This is a genomic window from Steroidobacter flavus (assembly GCF_042651805.1).
Taxonomy (GTDB): domain Bacteria; phylum Pseudomonadota; class Gammaproteobacteria; order Steroidobacterales; family Steroidobacteraceae; genus Steroidobacter; species Steroidobacter flavus.
This window is the reverse complement of the sequence record NZ_JBHSDU010000015.1, coordinates 2,359,397-2,377,226: the sequence shown is the minus strand read 5'-3', so window position 1 is coordinate 2,377,226 and position 17,830 is coordinate 2,359,397. Positions and strand designations below refer to the sequence as shown.

Here is a 17,830-nt window from a genome sequence, read left to right as displayed (position 1 = left end):
TGGGATCGGAACCCTGTTGACTGACAATCATCCCAGCTTCCGCGCCCCCCTGCATGCAAAACGGCACGCAATGCTTGCCTGATCCAGCAAGATTTCACACAGCAGTATGGTGTAAGACGCTAGCAATTCTGCACGCACGCGCAGTTCCTGCATGCGGGGTACGCGCTTACAATGACCCGCCGAACCGATGGGGAGACGACCAGCAATGCCGGGGCCCGAACTACACGCGACGACGCCAGCCTCTGACGTTTCTCTGATCGACGTCCTGCCCCAGCACCGTTTCGACGAAGCCTCTTTGTGGCGGTACCTGCAACAGCACCTGGACGATTTCTCGACGCCCGCGCAGCTGCGCCAGTTTCAGGGCGGGCAATCCAACCCCACCTACCTGATCCAGACCCCCACCCGGAAGTTCGTGCTGAGGAAAAAGCCGCCGGGCAAGCTGTTGCCGTCGGCGCATTTGATCGAGCGCGAATATCGCATCCTGCGCGCCTTGCCCGATACGGAAGTCCCCGTGCCTCGTGCACGCTTGCTCTGCGAAGACGCCAGCATCATCGGCACGCCGTTTTATGTGATGGATCATGTCGAGGGGCGCGTGATCACCGGCGTGCATCTGCCGAATCTGACGCCCGCGGACCGCAAGGCGATTTACACCGACTACGCGCGGGTCGCGGCCAGGCTGCATGGGGTCGACTACAAGGCCTGCGGCTTGAGCGATTTCGGCAAGCCCGAAGGTTACGTCGCGCGCCAGCTGGATCGCTGGACTAAACAATATCTGGCGTCGCAGACCGAACCGAACGCCGACATGAATGAGCTGATGGCGTGGCTCGGCGCGCATCTGCCGGCGACCGATGAGACGGCGATCGTTCATGGCGACTACCGGATCGGCAACACGATTCTGCATCCCACCGAGCCGCGCATCATCGCGGTGCTGGATTGGGAGCTCGCGACGCTCGGTCATCCGCTGAGCGATCTGGCGTATGCCTGCATGTTCTATCGCATCCCGCCCAGCGATACGGGCAGCGGCGGGCTCGCGGGCATCAACATCGCGGCGCTCGGCATTCCGGACGAGCAAGAGTTTCTGAGTCTGTACTGCAAGTACTCCGGTCGCGATCGGATCGCCGACTGGCCGTTCTTTTTGTCGTTTGCCTATTTCCGCATGGCTGCGATCACGCAGGGCGTGTACGCGCGAGCCTTGCAGGGCAATGCCGCCGATCAACGCGCCATCAAATATGGCGAGCATGCCAAGGCCTTCGCCGCCGCCGGTCGCGACATGACGCGCCGGGTGGGCTGACGAACGCCGCTGCTTTGGAGAAAGTCACATGTCCGCACAACTGAATTCAGACGAGAGCTTGGACGCGTTCCGCCGCGACACCCGCGCGTGGCTGGAGGCGAATTGTCCGCCCGAGATGCGTCAGCCTGTCGTCGATGAATACGATGTTTGCTGGGGCGGTCGACGCGCTCAGTTTAAGAACGACGCGCAGCGCGTGTGGCTGCAAAAGATGGCCGAGCGCGGCTGGACCGTGCCCGAATGGCCGAAGCAGTACGGCGGTGGCGGTCTGAGCAAAGACGAAGCGCGCGTGCTGCGTGAGGAAATGGCGGCGTTGAAGTGCCGCCCGCCGCTCACGTCGTTCGGTATCTCGATGCTCGGCCCCGCGCTGCTGAAGTACGGCAACGAGAAACAAAAGAGCGAGCACATTCCGAAGATCGTGCGAGGCGAGATTCGTTGGTGCCAGGGTTATTCCGAGCCGGGCGCCGGCTCCGACCTCGCATCGCTGAAGACGCGCGCCGACGATCACGGCGATCATTTCATCGTCAACGGCTCGAAGATCTGGACCAGCTACGGCGACAAGGCCGACTGGATATTCTGTCTGGTGCGCACCAGCTTCACGGGCAAGAAACAGGAAGGCATCAGCTTCGTGTTGTTCGACATGGAATCGCCGGGCGTCACGACCAGTCCGATTCGGTTGATCTCCGGCTATTCGCCGTTCACGCAGACCTTCTTCGACAACGTCAAGGTGCTGAAAGAGAACCTGCTCGGCGAATTGAACAAGGGCTGGACCATCGCGAAGTACCTGCTCACGCACGAACGAAACATGATCGGCGGCATGGGCACGCAGCGGGTGACGCCGGTCAGCCAGCTTGCGATCAAGAACGTCGGTCTCGCCGCGGGGCGGCTCGCTGAGCCTGCATTGCGTACCGACATCGCGCGCTTCGAGATGGACGCGCTCGCGTTCGCGCTCACCATGAGCCGCGTGACCGACGAAGCGAAAGCGGGTAACGAGACCGGTGCGATGTCATCGATGCTCAAGTACTACGGCACCGAGCTCAACAAGCGCCGCGCCGAGCTGACCATGTCGGTCGCGGGCAGCGAAGGCTTGAAGTTCGGCGATGCGCACAGCGAAGAGCAGCTGGCTGCGATGTGGCTGCGGACCAAAGCCAACTCCATCGAGGGGGGCACCTCGGAAATCCAGCTCAACATCATCGCCAAGAACGTGCTGCGTCTGCCGGGCGCCTGACGCGGAGGATCGGTTCATGACTCTGGTACTCACTGACGATCAATTGATGTTCCGTGACGCGGCGAAGCGCTTTGCCGCCGAACGTGCGCCGGTCTCACAACTGCGCAAGCTGCGCGACGATCTCGACCCGGTCGGTTTCAGTCGCACGCTCTGGAAGGAAATGGCGGAGATGGGTTGGGCCGGCGTGCTCGCGCCCGAAGAGCATGGCGGTGTGGGATTCGGCTTTGTCGGCGCGGGTCTGATCGCCACCGAGGTCGGCCGCAATCTCAGCGCGACGCCGCTGCTGTCGAGCGCAGTGCTGGCTGTGACCGCGCTGTTACGGGGTGGTACGACCGCGCAGAAAGAAACATTGCTGCCCGCCATCGCCGGCGGCGATTTGCTGATTGCGTTCGCCACCGACGAATGCGTACGTCATGCTCCCTACCACATCGCCACTCGTTGCACCGGCAAGTACAAGCTGAGCGGTCGCAAGCTGCACGTGCTCGACGGTCACATCGCGGATCGTCTGATCGTCAGCGCACGCACCTCGGGCGACACGGGGTCGCGCGACGGAATCACCTTGTTCCTGGTCGATCCCAAAGCCAGCGGCGTCTCCATCACGCGCTCATCCATGGTCGACAGTCGTAACAGCGCGGTCATCGACCTGCGCGATGTGGTGGTTGGCGAAGGCGACGTCATCGGTACATTCGATAAAGGCGCGATTGTGCTAGACGCCGTGCTCGATGCCGGCCGCGCGGTGTTGTCGGCAGAATTACTAGGCGTCGCCGAAGAAGCCTTCGAGCGCACGTTGACTTACTTGCGCGAGCGCGAGCAGTTCAGCGTGAAGATCGGCACGTTCCAGGCGCTCCAACATCGTGCGGCTCACTTGTTCTGTGAGATCGAGTTGGTGCGCTCGGTGGTGCTGCGAACTCTGCAGGCGCTGGATGCTCAGGAGCCGACGGCGTCATCGCTGGTGTGTCTGTCAAAAGCGAAAGCCAGCGATGTGGCACGCATTGCGACCAATGAAGCCGTGCAAATGCACGGCGGTATCGGCATGACCGACGAATTCGACATCGGTTTCTTCATGAAGCGCGCTCGCGCCGCCGCGGAAACATTCGGCGATCAGTACTACCACACCGATCGGTTTGCTCAATTGTCTGGTTATTAAGGTCTGGCAGGCTATTCGCATGACATAGCCTGTCACTGCCCTGTAACCCGACCAGCGGAACCTAGCCTTCCCGCCATGCATTGGTTACGAAGCGTGCGCGAGGCCGCGCTTCGCGCGCGATGGTTCCCTGAGATGACGAGCTTGTGATCCGCCGCTCACGACCCCATTGGGGTTGCGGGTAGGGTGCCCAAATCGTCTTGAGATGAGTGTCGAAGATTATGACAACCGAGCGAGAATACGATCCCGAAGCCACTCTCGAGATGCCACGCCCGGTGCTGATCGATCCGGCGCTGGAAGAAGTGGATCCCGAGAAGACGCTGGTTCGCGAAGATTGGGAGAGCACGGTGATCCGTCGCGTCGCTCCTCATGTCGCGGCCGTGCAGAGCGCAGTCGGCGAGGATGCCGCCGCCGAAGCTCGCTTCGGTTGGGAGACTCAGACTCTGCGCCTGCTGTCGCGCGCCGTGACGCGCGAACAGGGCGAGTAATTCAGCCGAGACTCGCTTTGCTGGTGCCCGCGGTCACATCGAACTGCTGACCGACCTTCAATTCATTGCCCACGCCACCGGTCAGGATCATGTTCTGACCGAACAGCACGCCGCGCAGATTGCGATCGAAGCGGAATTCCTTCAGTGCCTTGAGCGGCTCGTCGCTATTGCGCTCGCCGGTGATCTGATCGGTGGTCGTGACCACGCAGCGATCGCAGGGCTTGACCACTTTCAGTCGCACAGCCCCGGCGACGAACTCATCCACGCTGTCCTCGCCGAAGGGCGGTAAGCCGTCCACCACGATATTGGGGCGGAAGCGGTTCATCGGCAGCGGCTTGTCCATGCGGCGATTCAACTCATCGAGCGAGCCCTGCGAGATCAGCAGCCAGGGATAGCCGTCCGAAAATTGATTCAGGGCCTCGACCCCGTCGGTCCACTTGGTCTCGCTGGCGCGCTTGTGGCGCTTGTCGAAACGCACCAGCCGCGCCGGCTTGCCCAGATGCTCCGTCAGCCAGCTCGCCGCCTCGTCGCCCGCGTCGAAGGCCTGCGCCTTGTCGCGCCAGATCGTGACTTCGCGCTCCGGGCCGGTCAGATTGAGCGGCAGGGACAGGTCGGCCCCATTCGGCTTGCGCAACACCAGTTGATCGCCGGTAATGGCGGTTTCCACCTGCGCCAGTTGCGGCCGTTCACGTTGCGTGAGGAAGCGCCCCTCGGGCGTGATGACCAGCCACTCGCGGTCATGCTCGAAACCGGTCTCGGTGAGGCGCGCCTGCGTGAGCGCGATACCGCGACATGACTTGACCGGATAGATATTGAGCCCTGTGACGTGGACCATGATGCGAACCGTACGGAGGAAAGAGCCGAAGCATAACCGGTTCATCCCGGGGCGGCATCGCTTACCGGTGCAGGAAGTGGTGCATACTCGTACAGATCCACAACCCCAATATCACCTGGTGAACCTTGGTTTCATCCGCTGACTCCTCCCGGCCCGGCTCGGGCCCGGCCGCGCAAGCCCTCGACCTGGTGGCGACGGCCGTGGTGGAACATCCGGTCGAGAACCGGGCCGCGAAGCTGTTCCTGGTGCTAGCCGCGTTCCTGGTCTGTAACGCCATCATCGCCGAGTTCGTCGGCGTGAAGATTTTCGCGCTGGAGCCGACGCTCGGCCTGGAGCCTTTGAACTGGAACCTGTTCGGACAGAGCGGCTCGCTGTCGTTCACCAGCGGCGTGCTGTTGTGGCCGTTCGTCTTCCTGATGACCGACGTCATCAACGAATATTTCGGCACGCGCGGCGTCCGTTTCATTTCCTGGCTGACCGTGGTGCTGATCATCTACGGGTTTCTGGCCGCTTACATGGCCATCTCGCTGACGCCGGCGGGATTCTGGGTGGCGGTCAACAGCGAGCGCGGCGTGCCGGACATGCAGGCCGCCTTCAGCAATATTTTCGGTCAGGGGATGTGGACCATCGCCGGCTCGGTCACGGCGTTCCTGGTCGGTCAGTTGATCGACGTGACCGTGTTTCACCGCATTCGCATGGTGACCGGCGAGCGTTGGATCTGGCTGCGGGCCACGGGCTCGACGGCGGTCTCGCAGCTGGTCGACAGCTTCGTGGTGCTGTACATCGCGTTCGTGATCGGCCCGCAGAAGTGGCCAATGTCGTTGTTCCTAGCCGTCGCCAGCGTGAACTACGCTTATAAGCTGCTGATGGCGTTCGCGCTCATTCCGTTGATCTACCTGACGCGCCAGTTGATTCGTGGCTACCTGGGCGCCAAGACGGCGCAGCAGCTGGAGGACGCGGCGCGCGTCGTTCGTTGAGGCACGGCGATCAGAACAACAGGCGCGCCATTTCCTTTCGGGTGCGCGCCACGATGGGATCGGCGTCGCCGATCAGCTCGAACGCTTGCAGCAGGCTCCGGCGCGCCAGATCGTCTTTATAGCTGCGATGATTGCGCATCAAGTCGAGCCACGTGTGTAGCGCCGGCTCGACATCCCCGCCCAATAGTTGGTGGACCGCCAGTGCATGCCGCAAATCGAGATCGTTGCCATTGCTCCCGACCCGTTCGCGCAAGGAGAGAACATCGGGATACGCGGCGATGATGTCGCTGAAGTTGAGTATCGCCGCCAGCCGTTTCACCGCGGTGTGATTCGGCTCGATGCCTTGCAAGCGCTCCAGCTCGACGCGGGCACTTTCGAGATCGCCATCCAGCGCCCGCAGCTCGGCCAGCTCGGTCAGATAAGAGATGTTCTCGCGATCGTCCGCCAGCGCGCTTTCGATGATGGTCCGCGCTCCGGAGAAATCGCCTTTGGTCTTGAGCGCTTGAGCGCGTTCCAACGGTGCGTCGGAGCTCGTGGGCAAATGTTTGTCGAGCAGACGCCGGATCTGCGCCTCCGGCACCACGCCGACGAAATGATCCACCGAAGTGCGGTCTTTGAATAACACCACCGTCGGCAAGCTGCGGATGCCGAGCTGCTGAGCCAGTTCCTGTTGCTCGTCGGTGTTGACCTTGGCGAGGCGGAAGCGGCCGCCGTATTCCTGAGCCAGGCGGTCGAGGATGGGCATGAGCTGCTTGCATGGCCCGCACCAGGGTGCCCAGAAGTCGACCAGCACCGGCACGCGCGCCGATGTCTCGACCACCTCGGTCATGAAGCTATCGGCGGTGACGACAGTCGTTTCCTGGCTCACTGAAGCCCTCCCGTCAGGCTGGCACTGGACTAGAAGGTAATCGTCCGCTCGAAGATTGAGTTCCTGGACGTGAATTCAAGTGCTTGAGACTACACCGGCTGTCGCCATCTACGTACAGCCTGTGCCGCATAGCGTTGTGTATACCGTGCTTCCGTGCGGAAAGAAATAAACCATGATGTCGTCCCAGCAACACACCCATGCTCGGCGGCCCATCGCCGACGCCATCAATCGGAACTATCTCGGCGATGAAGAACAGATCGTCCGCAGGCTGGCGGAAGCTGCGCGCGTCTCCGAAGGGCAACGCGCCAGGATTGCGAGCCGAGCGCAGACGCTGGTCGAAGGCGTCCGTACCTATCAGGCGCGTAGAACCGGCCTCGATGCGTTCTTGCGCAAGTACGATCTGTCTTCGCAGGAAGGCGTGATCCTGATGTGTCTGGCCGAGGCGCTGCTGCGCATCCCCGACGACGCCACCGCCGATCGCCTGATCGCCGACAAGATCAAAGCGGGCGATTGGGCTTCGCACCTGAGCGATGCCGAATCGCTGTTCGTCAACGCGTCCACGTGGGGCTTGATGCTCACCGGTCGGATCGTTCGTCCCAGCGATGCCGATATGCACGACCCGAGAGGCGTGCTTGCGCGTATTGCGGGTCGCATCGGCGAACCGGTGTTGCGCGGCGCGTTCCGTCAGGCCATGCGCATCATGGGTCACCAGTTCGTCATGGGCCGCACCATCGAAGAGGCGCTGGATCGCTCTGTCAGTGCCGAGAGCAAACTGTACCGTCATTCGTTCGACATGCTGGGGGAGTCGTCGCTGACCACCTGGGATGCCATGCGCTATCTGAAGTCCTATCACGAGGCGATTCGGAAGATCGGCGCGCACTCCAGCAAGCTGCCCGCGATCGAGCAGTCGCCGAGCATTTCGGTGAAGCTGTCGGCGTTGTTTCCTCGCTATGAATTCGCGCAACGCGAACGCGTGCTCAAGGAGCTTGCGCCGAGGCTGCATGAGCTGGCGGCTGCGGCAAAGGCAGTCAATATTCCGTTGACGGTGGATGCCGAGGAAGCCGAGCGGCTCGAGCTGTCGTTGGAGTTGATCGAGTACATCGCGCGCTCCAAGGAGTTGCAGGGCTGGGACGGTTTCGGCCTGGCGGTGCAGGCGTACCAGAAGCGGGCGATCGATGTGATTCGCTGGCTGAAGGCGTTGGCGGAGTCGAGCGGTCGGCGCCTGAACGTCCGGTTGGTGAAGGGCGCGTATTGGGACAGCGAGGTCAAACGCGCGCAGGAGCGAGGGCTGTCGGGTTATCCGGTGTTCACGCGCAAGGTGAATACCGATGTTTCCTATATCGCCTGCGCTCGCGAGTTGCTGGCTTCGGGCCCGGAAATCTATCCCCAGTTCGCGACACATAACGCTCAGACGGTGGCGACCCTGATCGAGCTGGCGGGCGAGAAGGGACGGAAGTTCGAGTTCCAGCGCCTGCATGGTATGGGCGAGGAGCTGTACGAGCAGACCGTCGGTGATCACAAGCTCGGCATTCCTTGCCGCGTCTACGCGCCGGTGGGCTCTCACGAAGACTTGTTGCCGTATCTCGTGCGTCGTTTGCTCGAGAACGGGGCGAATACTTCGTTCGTCAATCGCATCGTCGACGAGGAGCATGCGGTTGCGGACATCGTTCGCGATCCGGTGCTCGAGGTGGATGCGTTGAAACAAATCTCGCATCCGCGCATCCCGTTGCCGCGCATGTTGTACGGCTCCGCTCGCTTGAATTCCTGGGGCGTCAATCTCGCTGATCCGGCGGAACGCGAGCCGTTGCTCGCGAAGATCAAACAAGCAGCTCAGCAGCGGTGGGTGGCCGGTCCCATCGTCAGCGGGCAATTGCTGGGCGCCGGTGGTGTCGAAGTGCGCAATCCGGCGAATCGAAACGAAGTCATCGGTACGGTTAAGGACGCCGATGCAGCGCTGGTCGACAAGGCGCTTGCGGCTGCGGTCTCAGCCCAGGTGGAATGGGATGCGACGCCCGCGACCGAGCGCGCCGAGATTCTGGAACACGCCGCGGATCTTTATGAAGAGCGCATGCCGGAGCTGATTGCCTACTGCGTGCGAGAAGGCGGGCGCACGATTCCGGACAGCATTTCCGAAGTGCGCGAAGCCGTCGACTTCCTGCGCTACTACGCGGACCGTGCGCGCAATGAGTTCGGTGCAGGCGCTCGCATGCCTGGACCGACCGGCGAGAGCAATGAGTTGAAGCTGCGCGGTCGCGGGGTGTTCTGTTGCATCAGCCCCTGGAATTTTCCGCTCGCGATTTTCACCGGTCAGATTGCGGCTGCGTTGGCGGCGGGTAACTCCGTGCTCGCCAAGCCGGCCGAACAAACACCGCTGATTGCGACGCGTGCCGTTCAAATATTGCTGGAGGCGGGTGTGCCGCCGGATGTTCTACATCTCCTGCCGGGAGATGGAGGGACGGTGGGGGCGCGCATCGTTGCCGATCCGCGTGTCGCCGGCGTGGCGTTTACGGGCTCGACAGATACCGCGAAGTTGATTCATCGCTCGCTCGCCCAACGCGAGGGTGTGATTCCGGTGTTGATTGCGGAGACCGGCGGTCAGAACGCCATGATCGTCGACAGCTCGGCGTTGCCCGAGCAGGTGGTGCTCGATGTCGTGCAATCCAGCTTCAACAGTGCGGGTCAGCGATGCTCGGCGCTGCGTGCGTTGTATGTGCAGGAAGAGATTGCCGATCGAGTGGCTGAGCTGCTGGCCGGCTACATGGAAGAACTGACACTCGGCGATCCGATGCTGCTGACAACGGATGTCGGACCGGTGATCGATCCGCCATCGTGCGACATGCTTCGAACTCATGCGGAGAAGATCACGCGCAATGCTCGATGGAGTCACGCTTATAAGCTGCGCCCGGAACACGAGCAGGGAACGTTCTTTGCGCCAGCGGCGGTGGAGATCGAGGCGCTGTCTCAGCTGACGGGCGAGGTGTTCGGTCCCATCGTGCACTTGATTCGCTATGAGGCGCATCACCTCGACAAGGTGATCGAAGCGGTCAATGCGACGGGCTTCGGCTTGACGCTCGGCGTGCACACTCGCGTCGACGCGACAGCTCGTTACATTGCTTCACGAGTTCGCGCCGGCAATGTTTACGTCAATCGAAATATGATCGGTGCCGTGGTCGGCGTACAACCGTTTGGGGGCCGCGGATTGTCGGGCACGGGCCCGAAGGCGGGCGGGCCTTATTACTTGCATCGCTTCGCCACCGAGCAAACGGTGACCATCAACACCGCCGCCGTCGGCGGCAACGCCAGCTTGCTGACCATGGCCGGCGAATAGCTCCGACCGATCTGCAAAGTTCCGCACCCGGATGGTGCGGCTGGACGCCGTTGCCACGACTACCGTGGCAATGCCGGAAAATCGGCGCCGATTCGTCTTCAGTGGCATGTCCGGCAATCCTTTCCTGTTCGACGTCTTCATGGCATGCCGGGCACGCCTCGCGCGGGTCGTGTCCCGCATCGTGCCGCCTCATGAAATCGAAGACATCGTCCAGGAAACCTACGTCCTGGTGTGCCAATCCAAGACCCAAAAGGAAATCGCGCGGCCGCTCGGCTTCATGGTGAAGACCGCCCGCAACCTGGCGCTCGATCACATCAAGCGGGCCGAATGGCGCCTGGCTTCGTCGCTGGACGAGCAGATGGAGGCGTTGCTCGAGGCGGCCGCCGATCCCAATGACGACACCTTCAAGCGCGCCGCCTCGGATGAGGAGTTCGCCCGCTTCTGCGAGGTCGTGAGGCAACTGCCGGTGCAATGCCGGCGCGTCTTTGTGCTGAAAAAAGTTTACGGCTACTCACAGAAAGAGATCGCTCGCGAGCTGAACTTGAGCGAGCACACCGTCGAGAAGCATGTCGCCAAGGGACTCGAGATCTGCGCGCGGCATCTCCTGGCGAGCGATGCTTCGAATGCAAGCATGGACACCGCAAAGAGGCGGTCCGCCGCGAGGGCGCGAGGATGAGCAACATATATCGCCTTCCCGGGTCCCGTGGGATCTCTCCGGCTGCGCTTCCAGCGTCGCACGGCCTGGAGGGAGAGTCGGCCGCTGTGGCAAGCGAGGCCAGCGAATGGATCGCCAGGATCGATCGCGGCCTGTCGGCGACGGAGCAGCAGTCGCTGGAGCAGTGGTTGGCCGCCGATCCGGCCCGTGTCGTCGCGTTGATGAAGCTGGCTCGGGTTTACGACAAGCTCGACTCGATGGGACGGCTGGCCGATTTGTTTCCCAGGCCGGAGGCGTCGCGACGCGGCTGGTTGGTGCCGGCCGCCGCCTTGGCATCGTTGCTCGTGCTGATCGGAGTCGTTGGTGTCTCGACGTGGCGATCCGTGCCCGAGCCGGCAAGCACGATGGCTGCGGCGCCGAGCGAGGTGACCGGCGAGCAAACATTCGCCACGCCGGTGGGCGAACGCTCCACGATCCGTCTGCCCGATGGCTCCAGCCTGACGTTGAATACCGATACACGCGTTCGCACTCGCTTCACGGCGCAGGTGCGCGAGTTGTTTCTTGATCGAGGCGAGATGCATTTGCAGGTGGCGCACGAGCGCGACCGGCCGTTGAACGTTTATATCGGCGACCGCTTCGTGCAAGCGGTGGGCACCGAATTCAATCTGCGCATCGCGAACGATCGCCGGGTCGAGCTGCTGGTCACCGAAGGCAAAGTGCTGGTCGGCCGGCGCGGTGAGTTGCCGGCGACGACCGGTCGCCTGCCCGGCCCGCCGCCCGCCGGCATGTCGATGAAGCTCGCCAGCGCCGGCGATCTGCTGGTCGTGAACGATGCGACGGCGGGCAACGCCCTGCACCTGGCGCCGGAAGAGATCGTCGTCCGCCTGTCCTGGCGCGCCGGCAACCTGGTGTTTCGCGGCGAATCGCTCGCGGAGGCGCTGGGCGAGATCGAGCGCTACACCTCCGTGGAATTCATCATCTCCGATGAGCGCTTGAAACAGATCCGCGTCGCCGGCCTGTTCAAGACCGGCGATGTGGAAGGCCTGCTCAAGACGCTGCAGGAGAACTTCAACGTCAGTTACCGGCGCGTGGGCGATGACAAGATCATTCTCGCCAGCAGTCGCCAGACTGTTCTTTGATCCGTTCCTTCGTGATGGCATGGCGGAAAATTCGAGCACAGTCGTCCTTGGTTGCAGCGTGCGTGAAGCGCGCGGCTGAGGAAGACCGGAACGAATTGCAGCGATGCCTGGCCAGCATCGCGCTCGCGCTCGCCACGACGATGCTGTCGACGGCGGTGTGGGCGGGCGAAGCCATCGCCGGCAAGCGGGTCGCTTTCGATATTCCTCAGCAAAGAGCGGATCAGGCGCTCATCGAGTTTGCTGAGCAGGCGGATGTGACCTTCATGTTTCCTTATGAAGTGTCGCGGGACCGGACGGCCAATCGGGTCGTCGGGGTCTATGCCGTGGCCGAGGCGATAACGCTGCTGCTGCGGGATACAGGATTGCATGCCGAGTTCGGTGTCGATGGCGCGTTGACCGTGAGTAAGGGGTCACCGGCCCCGGCGTATCGCCGGGCCGACCATACAACGAGAGACGACACCATGGGCGCGAGCAAACAAAGAATCTCTTTCCTGGCACGAGTCACCGGCGCGGTGGGCTCGCTGTTCTCCCTCGGCGCAGCGGCACAGATCGCCGACAACGGAACGACCAAAGTGGAGCCGACGACGGTCGAGGAAGTCGTCGTGGCGTCTTCGCGCATCACGCGCGAAGGCTTCAACGCACCGACGCCGACGACCATCCTCGGCGCCGAGGAATTGCAGAACAGTGCGGTCGTCAACGTTGCCGATCTGCTCAACGAATCGCCGGCCTTCAGCGGCTCGGTCACGCCGTCCACCACGGTGGTCAACTCACAAAACGCCGGCGGCAACTTTCTGAATCTGCGCGGACTTGGATCGGCGCGCACGCTGGTGTTGTTGAATGGTCGCCGGCATGTGCCGACGCGCGTCACGGGCTCCGAAGTCGACATCAACGTCATTCCTTCGGCGCTGCTGGAACGTGTCGAAGTTGTCACGGGCGGCGCCTCGGCGGCCTGGGGCTCGGATGCAGTGGCGGGCGTTGTGAATCTGGTGCTGCGAACCGACCTCGATGGTTTCGAAGGCAAGCTGCAGTCCGGCATCTCCGAGCAGGGCGACAACGAGGAGAATCTCGGCACGCTCGCATTCGGCACCGGCTTCGCCGGTGGGCGCGGACATTTCACCGCCGCGGCTGAGATGTCACGTAGCGAAGGCGTGTCGCCGCAGACCTCGCGCGATTGGGCGATCGGCGCGTGGGGCATCGTCGCGAATCCGGGTTATGCACCGGGCAACGGTCAGTATCGTCAATTGATCGTGAGCGGTTACGGCATGTCGAACGGTGCGCTCGGCGGCTTGATCGTGAACGGTCCGTTGCGCGGTACGCAGTTTGGCGCCGGCGGCGAGCCGATTCCTTATAACTACGGCTCGTATGTCGGCAGTCAGTACATGGCCGGCGGCGATGCCGTATGGCTCGGCCAGAACATCGCGATCAAGATTCCGGTTGATCGCGACAACGTGTTCTCCAGCGCGCATTTCGATCTGACCGATAACTTGCGCGTGTTCGCCGAAGCCTCGTATGCCACATCGACGACCGAGAGCGATCTGGTGCCGACCTACAGTCTCGGCGCGACTACGATCTATCGCGACAACGCGTTCCTGCCGCAGTCGATTCGCGATCGGATGACGACGCTGAATCTGAGCTCGTTCCTGCTCGGTCGCTTCGACTACGACCTGCCGTTGATCACCACCGACATCGAGACGACCACACGTCGAGGAGTGCTCGGTCTGCAAGGCTCCGTTGGCGAATGGAAATGGGAACTGGGCTATCAGTACGGTAAGAGTCGCTATGACTCGAAGCTGCATGGCAATCGCATTCGCGCGAACTACGCGCTGGCCACCGATGCCGTGCTCGATCCCGCAACAGGTCGCATCGTTTGCCGCTCGACGCTGACCGAGCCGACCAATGGCTGTCAGCCCATGAATGTGTTCGGCGTTGGATCGCCGTCGCCGCAGTCCGTGGCATATACGACGGCAACGCAATGGCTCGACGCGTACTACACACAACGTGCGGTCGACTTCAGCGCGCAAGGTCCTCTGTTCAACACTTGGGCGGGTGAAGTGTCCGCGGCCTTCGGTGCCGGCTATCGCAAGGAAGAGTTGAGCTCCGCTGTGGATGACCTGTCCGCGAGCAATGCCTTCCTGATCGGCAATCCCAAGGCCAATTCCGGCTCGTTCGATGTGAAGGAAGCGTTTGCGGAAGTCGTCGTGCCGCTGTTGTCCGGGCGTGCGTGGAGCGAATCGCTCGAGTTCAACGGCGCCGTGCGTCACACGGATTACAATCTCAGCGGCAAAGTCACGACATGGAAGGGCGGCTTGTCGTGGCAGATCAACGATCAGGTCCGTCTGCGAGGCACGCGCTCTCGTGACATCCGCGCGCCGAATCTCGCCGAGCTGTACACGCCATATCAGCTGAGCCTGGGCAACATCATCGACCCGGCGACCAACGTTCAGGCCAACACGTATTTCATCACCACCGGCAATCCGAATCTGGATCCGGAGGAAGCGGACACCACGACCTTCGGCATCGTGTATGAGCCGTCGTGGGCGAGCGGTCTGCGCACCTCGGTGGATTTCTATGACATCAAGGTGGCGGGTGCGATCTCGACCATCAGCGGACAGAACATCGTCAATCGCTGCTACTCCGGCGCCGCGCATCTGTGCGCTCTGATTACTCGCGACGCAGGCACCGGCGTGATCACGCAAGTCGCGCTCAGTCCGGTGAATCTGAGCGAGCTGACGACCCGCGGCGTAGATATCGAGCTCAGTTACGATTTGTCGATGCCGGTCGGCAAGCTCGGGCTGCGGCTGTTGAGCACGTATGTCGATGAGCTTGCCACCAGCGACGGCATCACGACCATCGATCGCGCGGGCGATGTCGGCGCCGGGCACGGTGGCGTGCCGCACTGGAAGGCGCAGGCGAACCTGACGTACACGCTCGATCCCATCACTGCGAACATCGAAGGTCGCTACATCGGTGGCGGCAAGTACGACAACACGTTCGGCCCGTACGATATCAACGACAACACCATCGGCTCGGTCTTCTATCTGGATACAGCCCTGCGGTATGCGCTGGACGCGGACGGTCGCATGGAAGTGTATGGGCGCATCCAGAACCTGCTGGACAAGGATCCGCCGATCAACGTTTATAACTTCTCGCAATCCATGGCCACCAACTTCGCGCTCTACGATGTCATCGGACGCTCGTATGTCGCCGGAGTGCGTTTCAAATTCTGATTCTGGGGAGAGCGCTTTGCCTGTGACCAATATCTCGCGCGGTTCGAAAATTGCCCTGGTGGTTGCGCTGGCTCTGGCCAGCGCTTCCTGCAGTCGCGAGAGCGCGCCTGCTTACGACATCGTCGTCGCCGGCGGCACGATCTACGACGGCTCGGGCGGCGAGCCGTTCGTCGGCGACGTTGCTGTGAAGGGTGATCGCATCGTCTACGTCGGGCCGAAGGCCGAGGGCAAAGCGACGCAGGTGATTCAGGCAAAGGGCAAGGCCGTGGCGCCCGGCTTCATCAATTCCATGAGTCACGCCACGTACTCCTTGTTGACCGATCGTTCCGCCGAGAGCGACTTGCGCCAGGGCATTACGCTCGAAGTCATGGGCGAGGGCGGCTCGCCCGGTCCGCTGACCGATGCGATGGCGGCGAAGGCGGTCGCCGATTTCTCCACGCCGCCGCCGTTTCAATGGCGCACCTTCGGTGAGTACATGGAGGGCGTGGAGAAGCTCGGCGTTTCGGTCAACTTCGCGGGCTGGGTCGGCGCGACGACCGTGCGCAGTCATGTGCTCGGCGATGAGCATGTGAAGCCGACGCCGGAACAGTTGCAACAGATGGGGCAGCTCGTTCGTGGAGCGATGGAAGAGGGCGCACTCGGGCTGTCGACGGCGCTGATTTATTTGCCGGGATTGTTTGCCGATGTGGACGAGCTGTCCGCGCTGGCGACGGAGTCTGGGAAGTGCGGTGGCATGTATGTGAGTCACATGCGTAGCGAGGGCGATCATTTCATCGAGGCGCTGGATGAGTTGATCGAGATCGCCCGCCGCTCGCAGGCGCCTGCTGAAGTGTTTCATATCAAAGTCGGCGATCCGAAGAACTGGCCGAAGATGGATACGGCGCTGAAGCGGATTCGCGCGGCGCGTAAGCAGGGGGTGCGAATTACGGCGGATATGTACACCTATCCGGCATCCGGGACCGGCATGACGGCGTCGATGCCGCCGTGGGTGCAGGAGGGCGGGCCAGAGCAATTCCGAGCGCGTTTGAAAGATCCGAAGATCCGCGCGCGTGTGATTGCTGAAATGAGGGAGCCGGTGACGGAGTGGGAGAACGTCATGCGCGGCGCCGGCGGGGCGAAGGGTGTGATGCTGGCGTCGTTCAAGAAAGAATCGCTGCGACCTTTGATTGGTAAGACGTTGGCTGAAGTTGCGGAGATGCGAGGGGTGAGTGCGGAGGAGGCGGCGTTGCAGCTCGTCGAGGAGGACGAGAGTCGCGTTGGTGTCTTCTACTTCACCATGAGCGAAGAGAATTTGAAGCAACAGATCCAGGAGCCGTACGTTTCCTTCGGCTCGGATGCGCCGGCGGTGACGGCGGCCGGCGAAGTGTTGAAGTCGGGGGCGCACCCGAGGACGTATGGAACGTTCGCTCGCGTGTTCGCAAAGTTTGTTCGTGAGGATAAGTTGCTGACCGTTCAAGAGGCCGTACGCCGCTTGACCAGTTTGCCGGCGGCTAACTATTCGCTGTCCGATCGAGGCTCGTTAAAGACCGGATACTTTGCCGATATCGTCGTGTTCGATCCGGCGACGATTCAGGATCACGCGACCTATGTCGATCCGCATCGGTATTCGACTGGTGTGTCCGATGTGGTGGTGAATGGGGTGCCTGCGCTTGCGAACGGCGAGCCGACCACTGCGCGGCCAGGGCGTTTCGTTCGCGGGCGGGCTTGGACGGGGCGTGAAGGCGGAGGGTGTAAGGCGTCGGCGAGTGAATGGAGTTGGGTGGGGTAACGCAGCCGCTATCAATTCTTTTGCTGAGTTCGCTGGTCCGGAGCGGAGACGTCGGCTGCTTGCATCGACCTGGCGATGCCGATGTGTTCGTTTAAGCCGCTCGGGAGGGGCGGCTGATGGGTCAGCTCATCCGGCCAGGTCTTCGAACTCACCCGGGACATCGTCGCCGGCCAGCTTCTTGAACGGCCGGCGCTTCTGCTCGAAACGTTTGCGCGCATCCGGTTCGGAGAGCGCCGTGTCGAGTGCGGTGTTCATCTCGTACACGTTCGTGTCGTAGCCGGCTTCTCTCATCGCGCGCGTGAACGCGTCGACGTGGGCGCCGCCGGCTTGATAGACCATCGGCGCGAACTCCGGATCGATCTCCAGGTTGTCGGGGTCTTCGAATGACTGCTGACAGCCTGCGACGTCCGTCGCGTGATAGTTGCGGCACGTTTGGGGGCGGGCTTCGTAGATGGAGCAGCGGCCGGCGCTCAGGAAGGGGCATTTGACGTTGTGTCGCATGCGCTCCATGTCATCCATGCCCTTGAGTGCAGCGCTGTTCGCGCGCACTTCGGAATAGATGCGTGCTTTCTCTTCGGCAGGCAGCGAGCGTTCGACGAAATCGAGGATGGTGAAGACTTCGACCCCACGAACGTCCACGCTGAAATGGCAGCACCAAGTGCAGCCTGCGCGGCAGGCGAGTGTAGTGACATCCGGCGCCGCTGCGATTCGAGCGTCGTGACGAAGGCGGGAGTTCTCGTACGCCTGCACGACACCCAGCTCGCGAATCTCATCCTCCGCAAGCCGATGCTCCTCGGCGAGCACGCCGAGTACGAAAGGAACGTCGAGAGAAATCTCCATCGATCTTCCAAGAAAGCTATAGCGCGCCCGCAGGGCGCGCCAATC

13 protein-coding genes are annotated in these 17,830 nt (G+C 62.3%); 10 read left to right on the top strand and 3 right to left on the bottom strand.

The window, feature by feature from the left end:
- The first annotated feature begins 205 nt into the window (after positions 1-205).
- The 4 genes from ACFPN2_RS37300 to ACFPN2_RS37285 all read left to right on the top strand — a co-directional run bounded on the left by ACFPN2_RS37300 (position 206) and on the right by ACFPN2_RS37285 (position 4,148).
- Positions 206-1,291: a phosphotransferase gene (locus ACFPN2_RS37300; RefSeq protein ID WP_380606251.1), complete on the top strand. Its 1,086-nt coding sequence runs from the start codon at positions 206-208 to the stop codon at positions 1,289-1,291.
- Between the two features lie 28 nt (positions 1,292-1,319).
- Positions 1,320-2,516 (top strand): acyl-CoA dehydrogenase family protein, encoded by a 1,197-nt coding sequence (locus ACFPN2_RS37295; protein ID WP_380606249.1) that lies wholly within the window; start codon positions 1,320-1,322, stop codon positions 2,514-2,516.
- A gap of 16 nt (positions 2,517-2,532) precedes the next feature.
- The gene (locus ACFPN2_RS37290) at positions 2,533-3,663 is read left to right on the top strand and encodes an acyl-CoA dehydrogenase family protein (protein ID WP_380606247.1); all 1,131 of its coding nucleotides are present in this window, start codon (positions 2,533-2,535) and stop codon (positions 3,661-3,663) included.
- Positions 3,664-3,881: 218 nt separating this feature from the next.
- Complete coding sequence (locus tag ACFPN2_RS37285) at positions 3,882-4,148, top strand: hypothetical protein (protein WP_380606245.1); 267 nt, start codon at positions 3,882-3,884, stop codon at positions 4,146-4,148.
- Between the two features lies 1 nt (position 4,149).
- On the opposite strand, the gene ACFPN2_RS37280 is transcribed toward ACFPN2_RS37285, so the two are convergent.
- Positions 4,150-4,983 carry an MOSC domain-containing protein gene (locus tag ACFPN2_RS37280; protein WP_380606243.1) on the bottom strand — a complete coding sequence of 278 codons (834 nt, stop codon included), beginning with the start codon at positions 4,981-4,983 and terminating at the stop codon, positions 4,150-4,152.
- Positions 4,984-5,171: 188 nt separating this feature from the next.
- On the opposite strand from ACFPN2_RS37280, the gene ACFPN2_RS37275 reads away from it, so the two are divergent.
- Positions 5,172-5,960: a queuosine precursor transporter gene (locus ACFPN2_RS37275; RefSeq protein ID WP_380606759.1), complete on the top strand. Its 789-nt coding sequence runs from the start codon at positions 5,172-5,174 to the stop codon at positions 5,958-5,960.
- A gap of 10 nt (positions 5,961-5,970) precedes the next feature.
- On the opposite strand, the gene trxA is transcribed toward ACFPN2_RS37275, so the two are convergent.
- Positions 5,971-6,828: a thioredoxin gene (gene trxA, locus ACFPN2_RS37270; RefSeq protein WP_380606241.1), complete on the bottom strand. Its 858-nt coding sequence runs from the start codon at positions 6,826-6,828 to the stop codon at positions 5,971-5,973.
- A gap of 175 nt (positions 6,829-7,003) precedes the next feature.
- On the opposite strand from trxA, the gene putA reads away from it, so the two are divergent.
- From putA to ACFPN2_RS37245, 5 genes are all read left to right on the top strand, one after another.
- A complete protein-coding gene (gene putA, locus ACFPN2_RS37265) occupies positions 7,004-10,156 on the top strand; it encodes a bifunctional proline dehydrogenase/L-glutamate gamma-semialdehyde dehydrogenase PutA (RefSeq protein ID WP_417774534.1) in 3,153 nt (1,050 codons plus the stop codon).
- A 106-nt stretch (positions 10,157-10,262) separates the two neighbouring features.
- Positions 10,263-10,832: an RNA polymerase sigma factor gene (locus ACFPN2_RS37260; protein WP_380606237.1), complete on the top strand. Its 570-nt coding sequence runs from the start codon at positions 10,263-10,265 to the stop codon at positions 10,830-10,832.
- Positions 10,833-10,918: 86 nt separating this feature from the next.
- Positions 10,919-11,950 carry a FecR family protein gene (locus ACFPN2_RS37255; protein WP_380606235.1) on the top strand — a complete coding sequence of 344 codons (1,032 nt, stop codon included), beginning with the start codon at positions 10,919-10,921 and terminating at the stop codon, positions 11,948-11,950.
- A 62-nt stretch (positions 11,951-12,012) separates the two neighbouring features.
- Positions 12,013-15,177: a TonB-dependent receptor gene (locus tag ACFPN2_RS37250; protein ID WP_380606233.1), complete on the top strand. Its 3,165-nt coding sequence runs from the start codon at positions 12,013-12,015 to the stop codon at positions 15,175-15,177.
- A gap of 22 nt (positions 15,178-15,199) precedes the next feature.
- Positions 15,200-16,945: an N-acyl-D-amino-acid deacylase family protein gene (locus tag ACFPN2_RS37245; protein ID WP_380606757.1), complete on the top strand. Its 1,746-nt coding sequence runs from the start codon at positions 15,200-15,202 to the stop codon at positions 16,943-16,945.
- Between the two features lie 126 nt (positions 16,946-17,071).
- Here the strand turns inward: ACFPN2_RS37245 and ACFPN2_RS37240 are convergent, their stop codons facing one another.
- On the bottom strand, positions 17,072-17,785 hold the full coding sequence (locus ACFPN2_RS37240; RefSeq protein ID WP_380606231.1) for a YkgJ family cysteine cluster protein: 714 nt from the start codon (positions 17,783-17,785) through the stop codon (positions 17,072-17,074).
- Positions 17,786-17,830 lie beyond the last annotated feature (45 nt).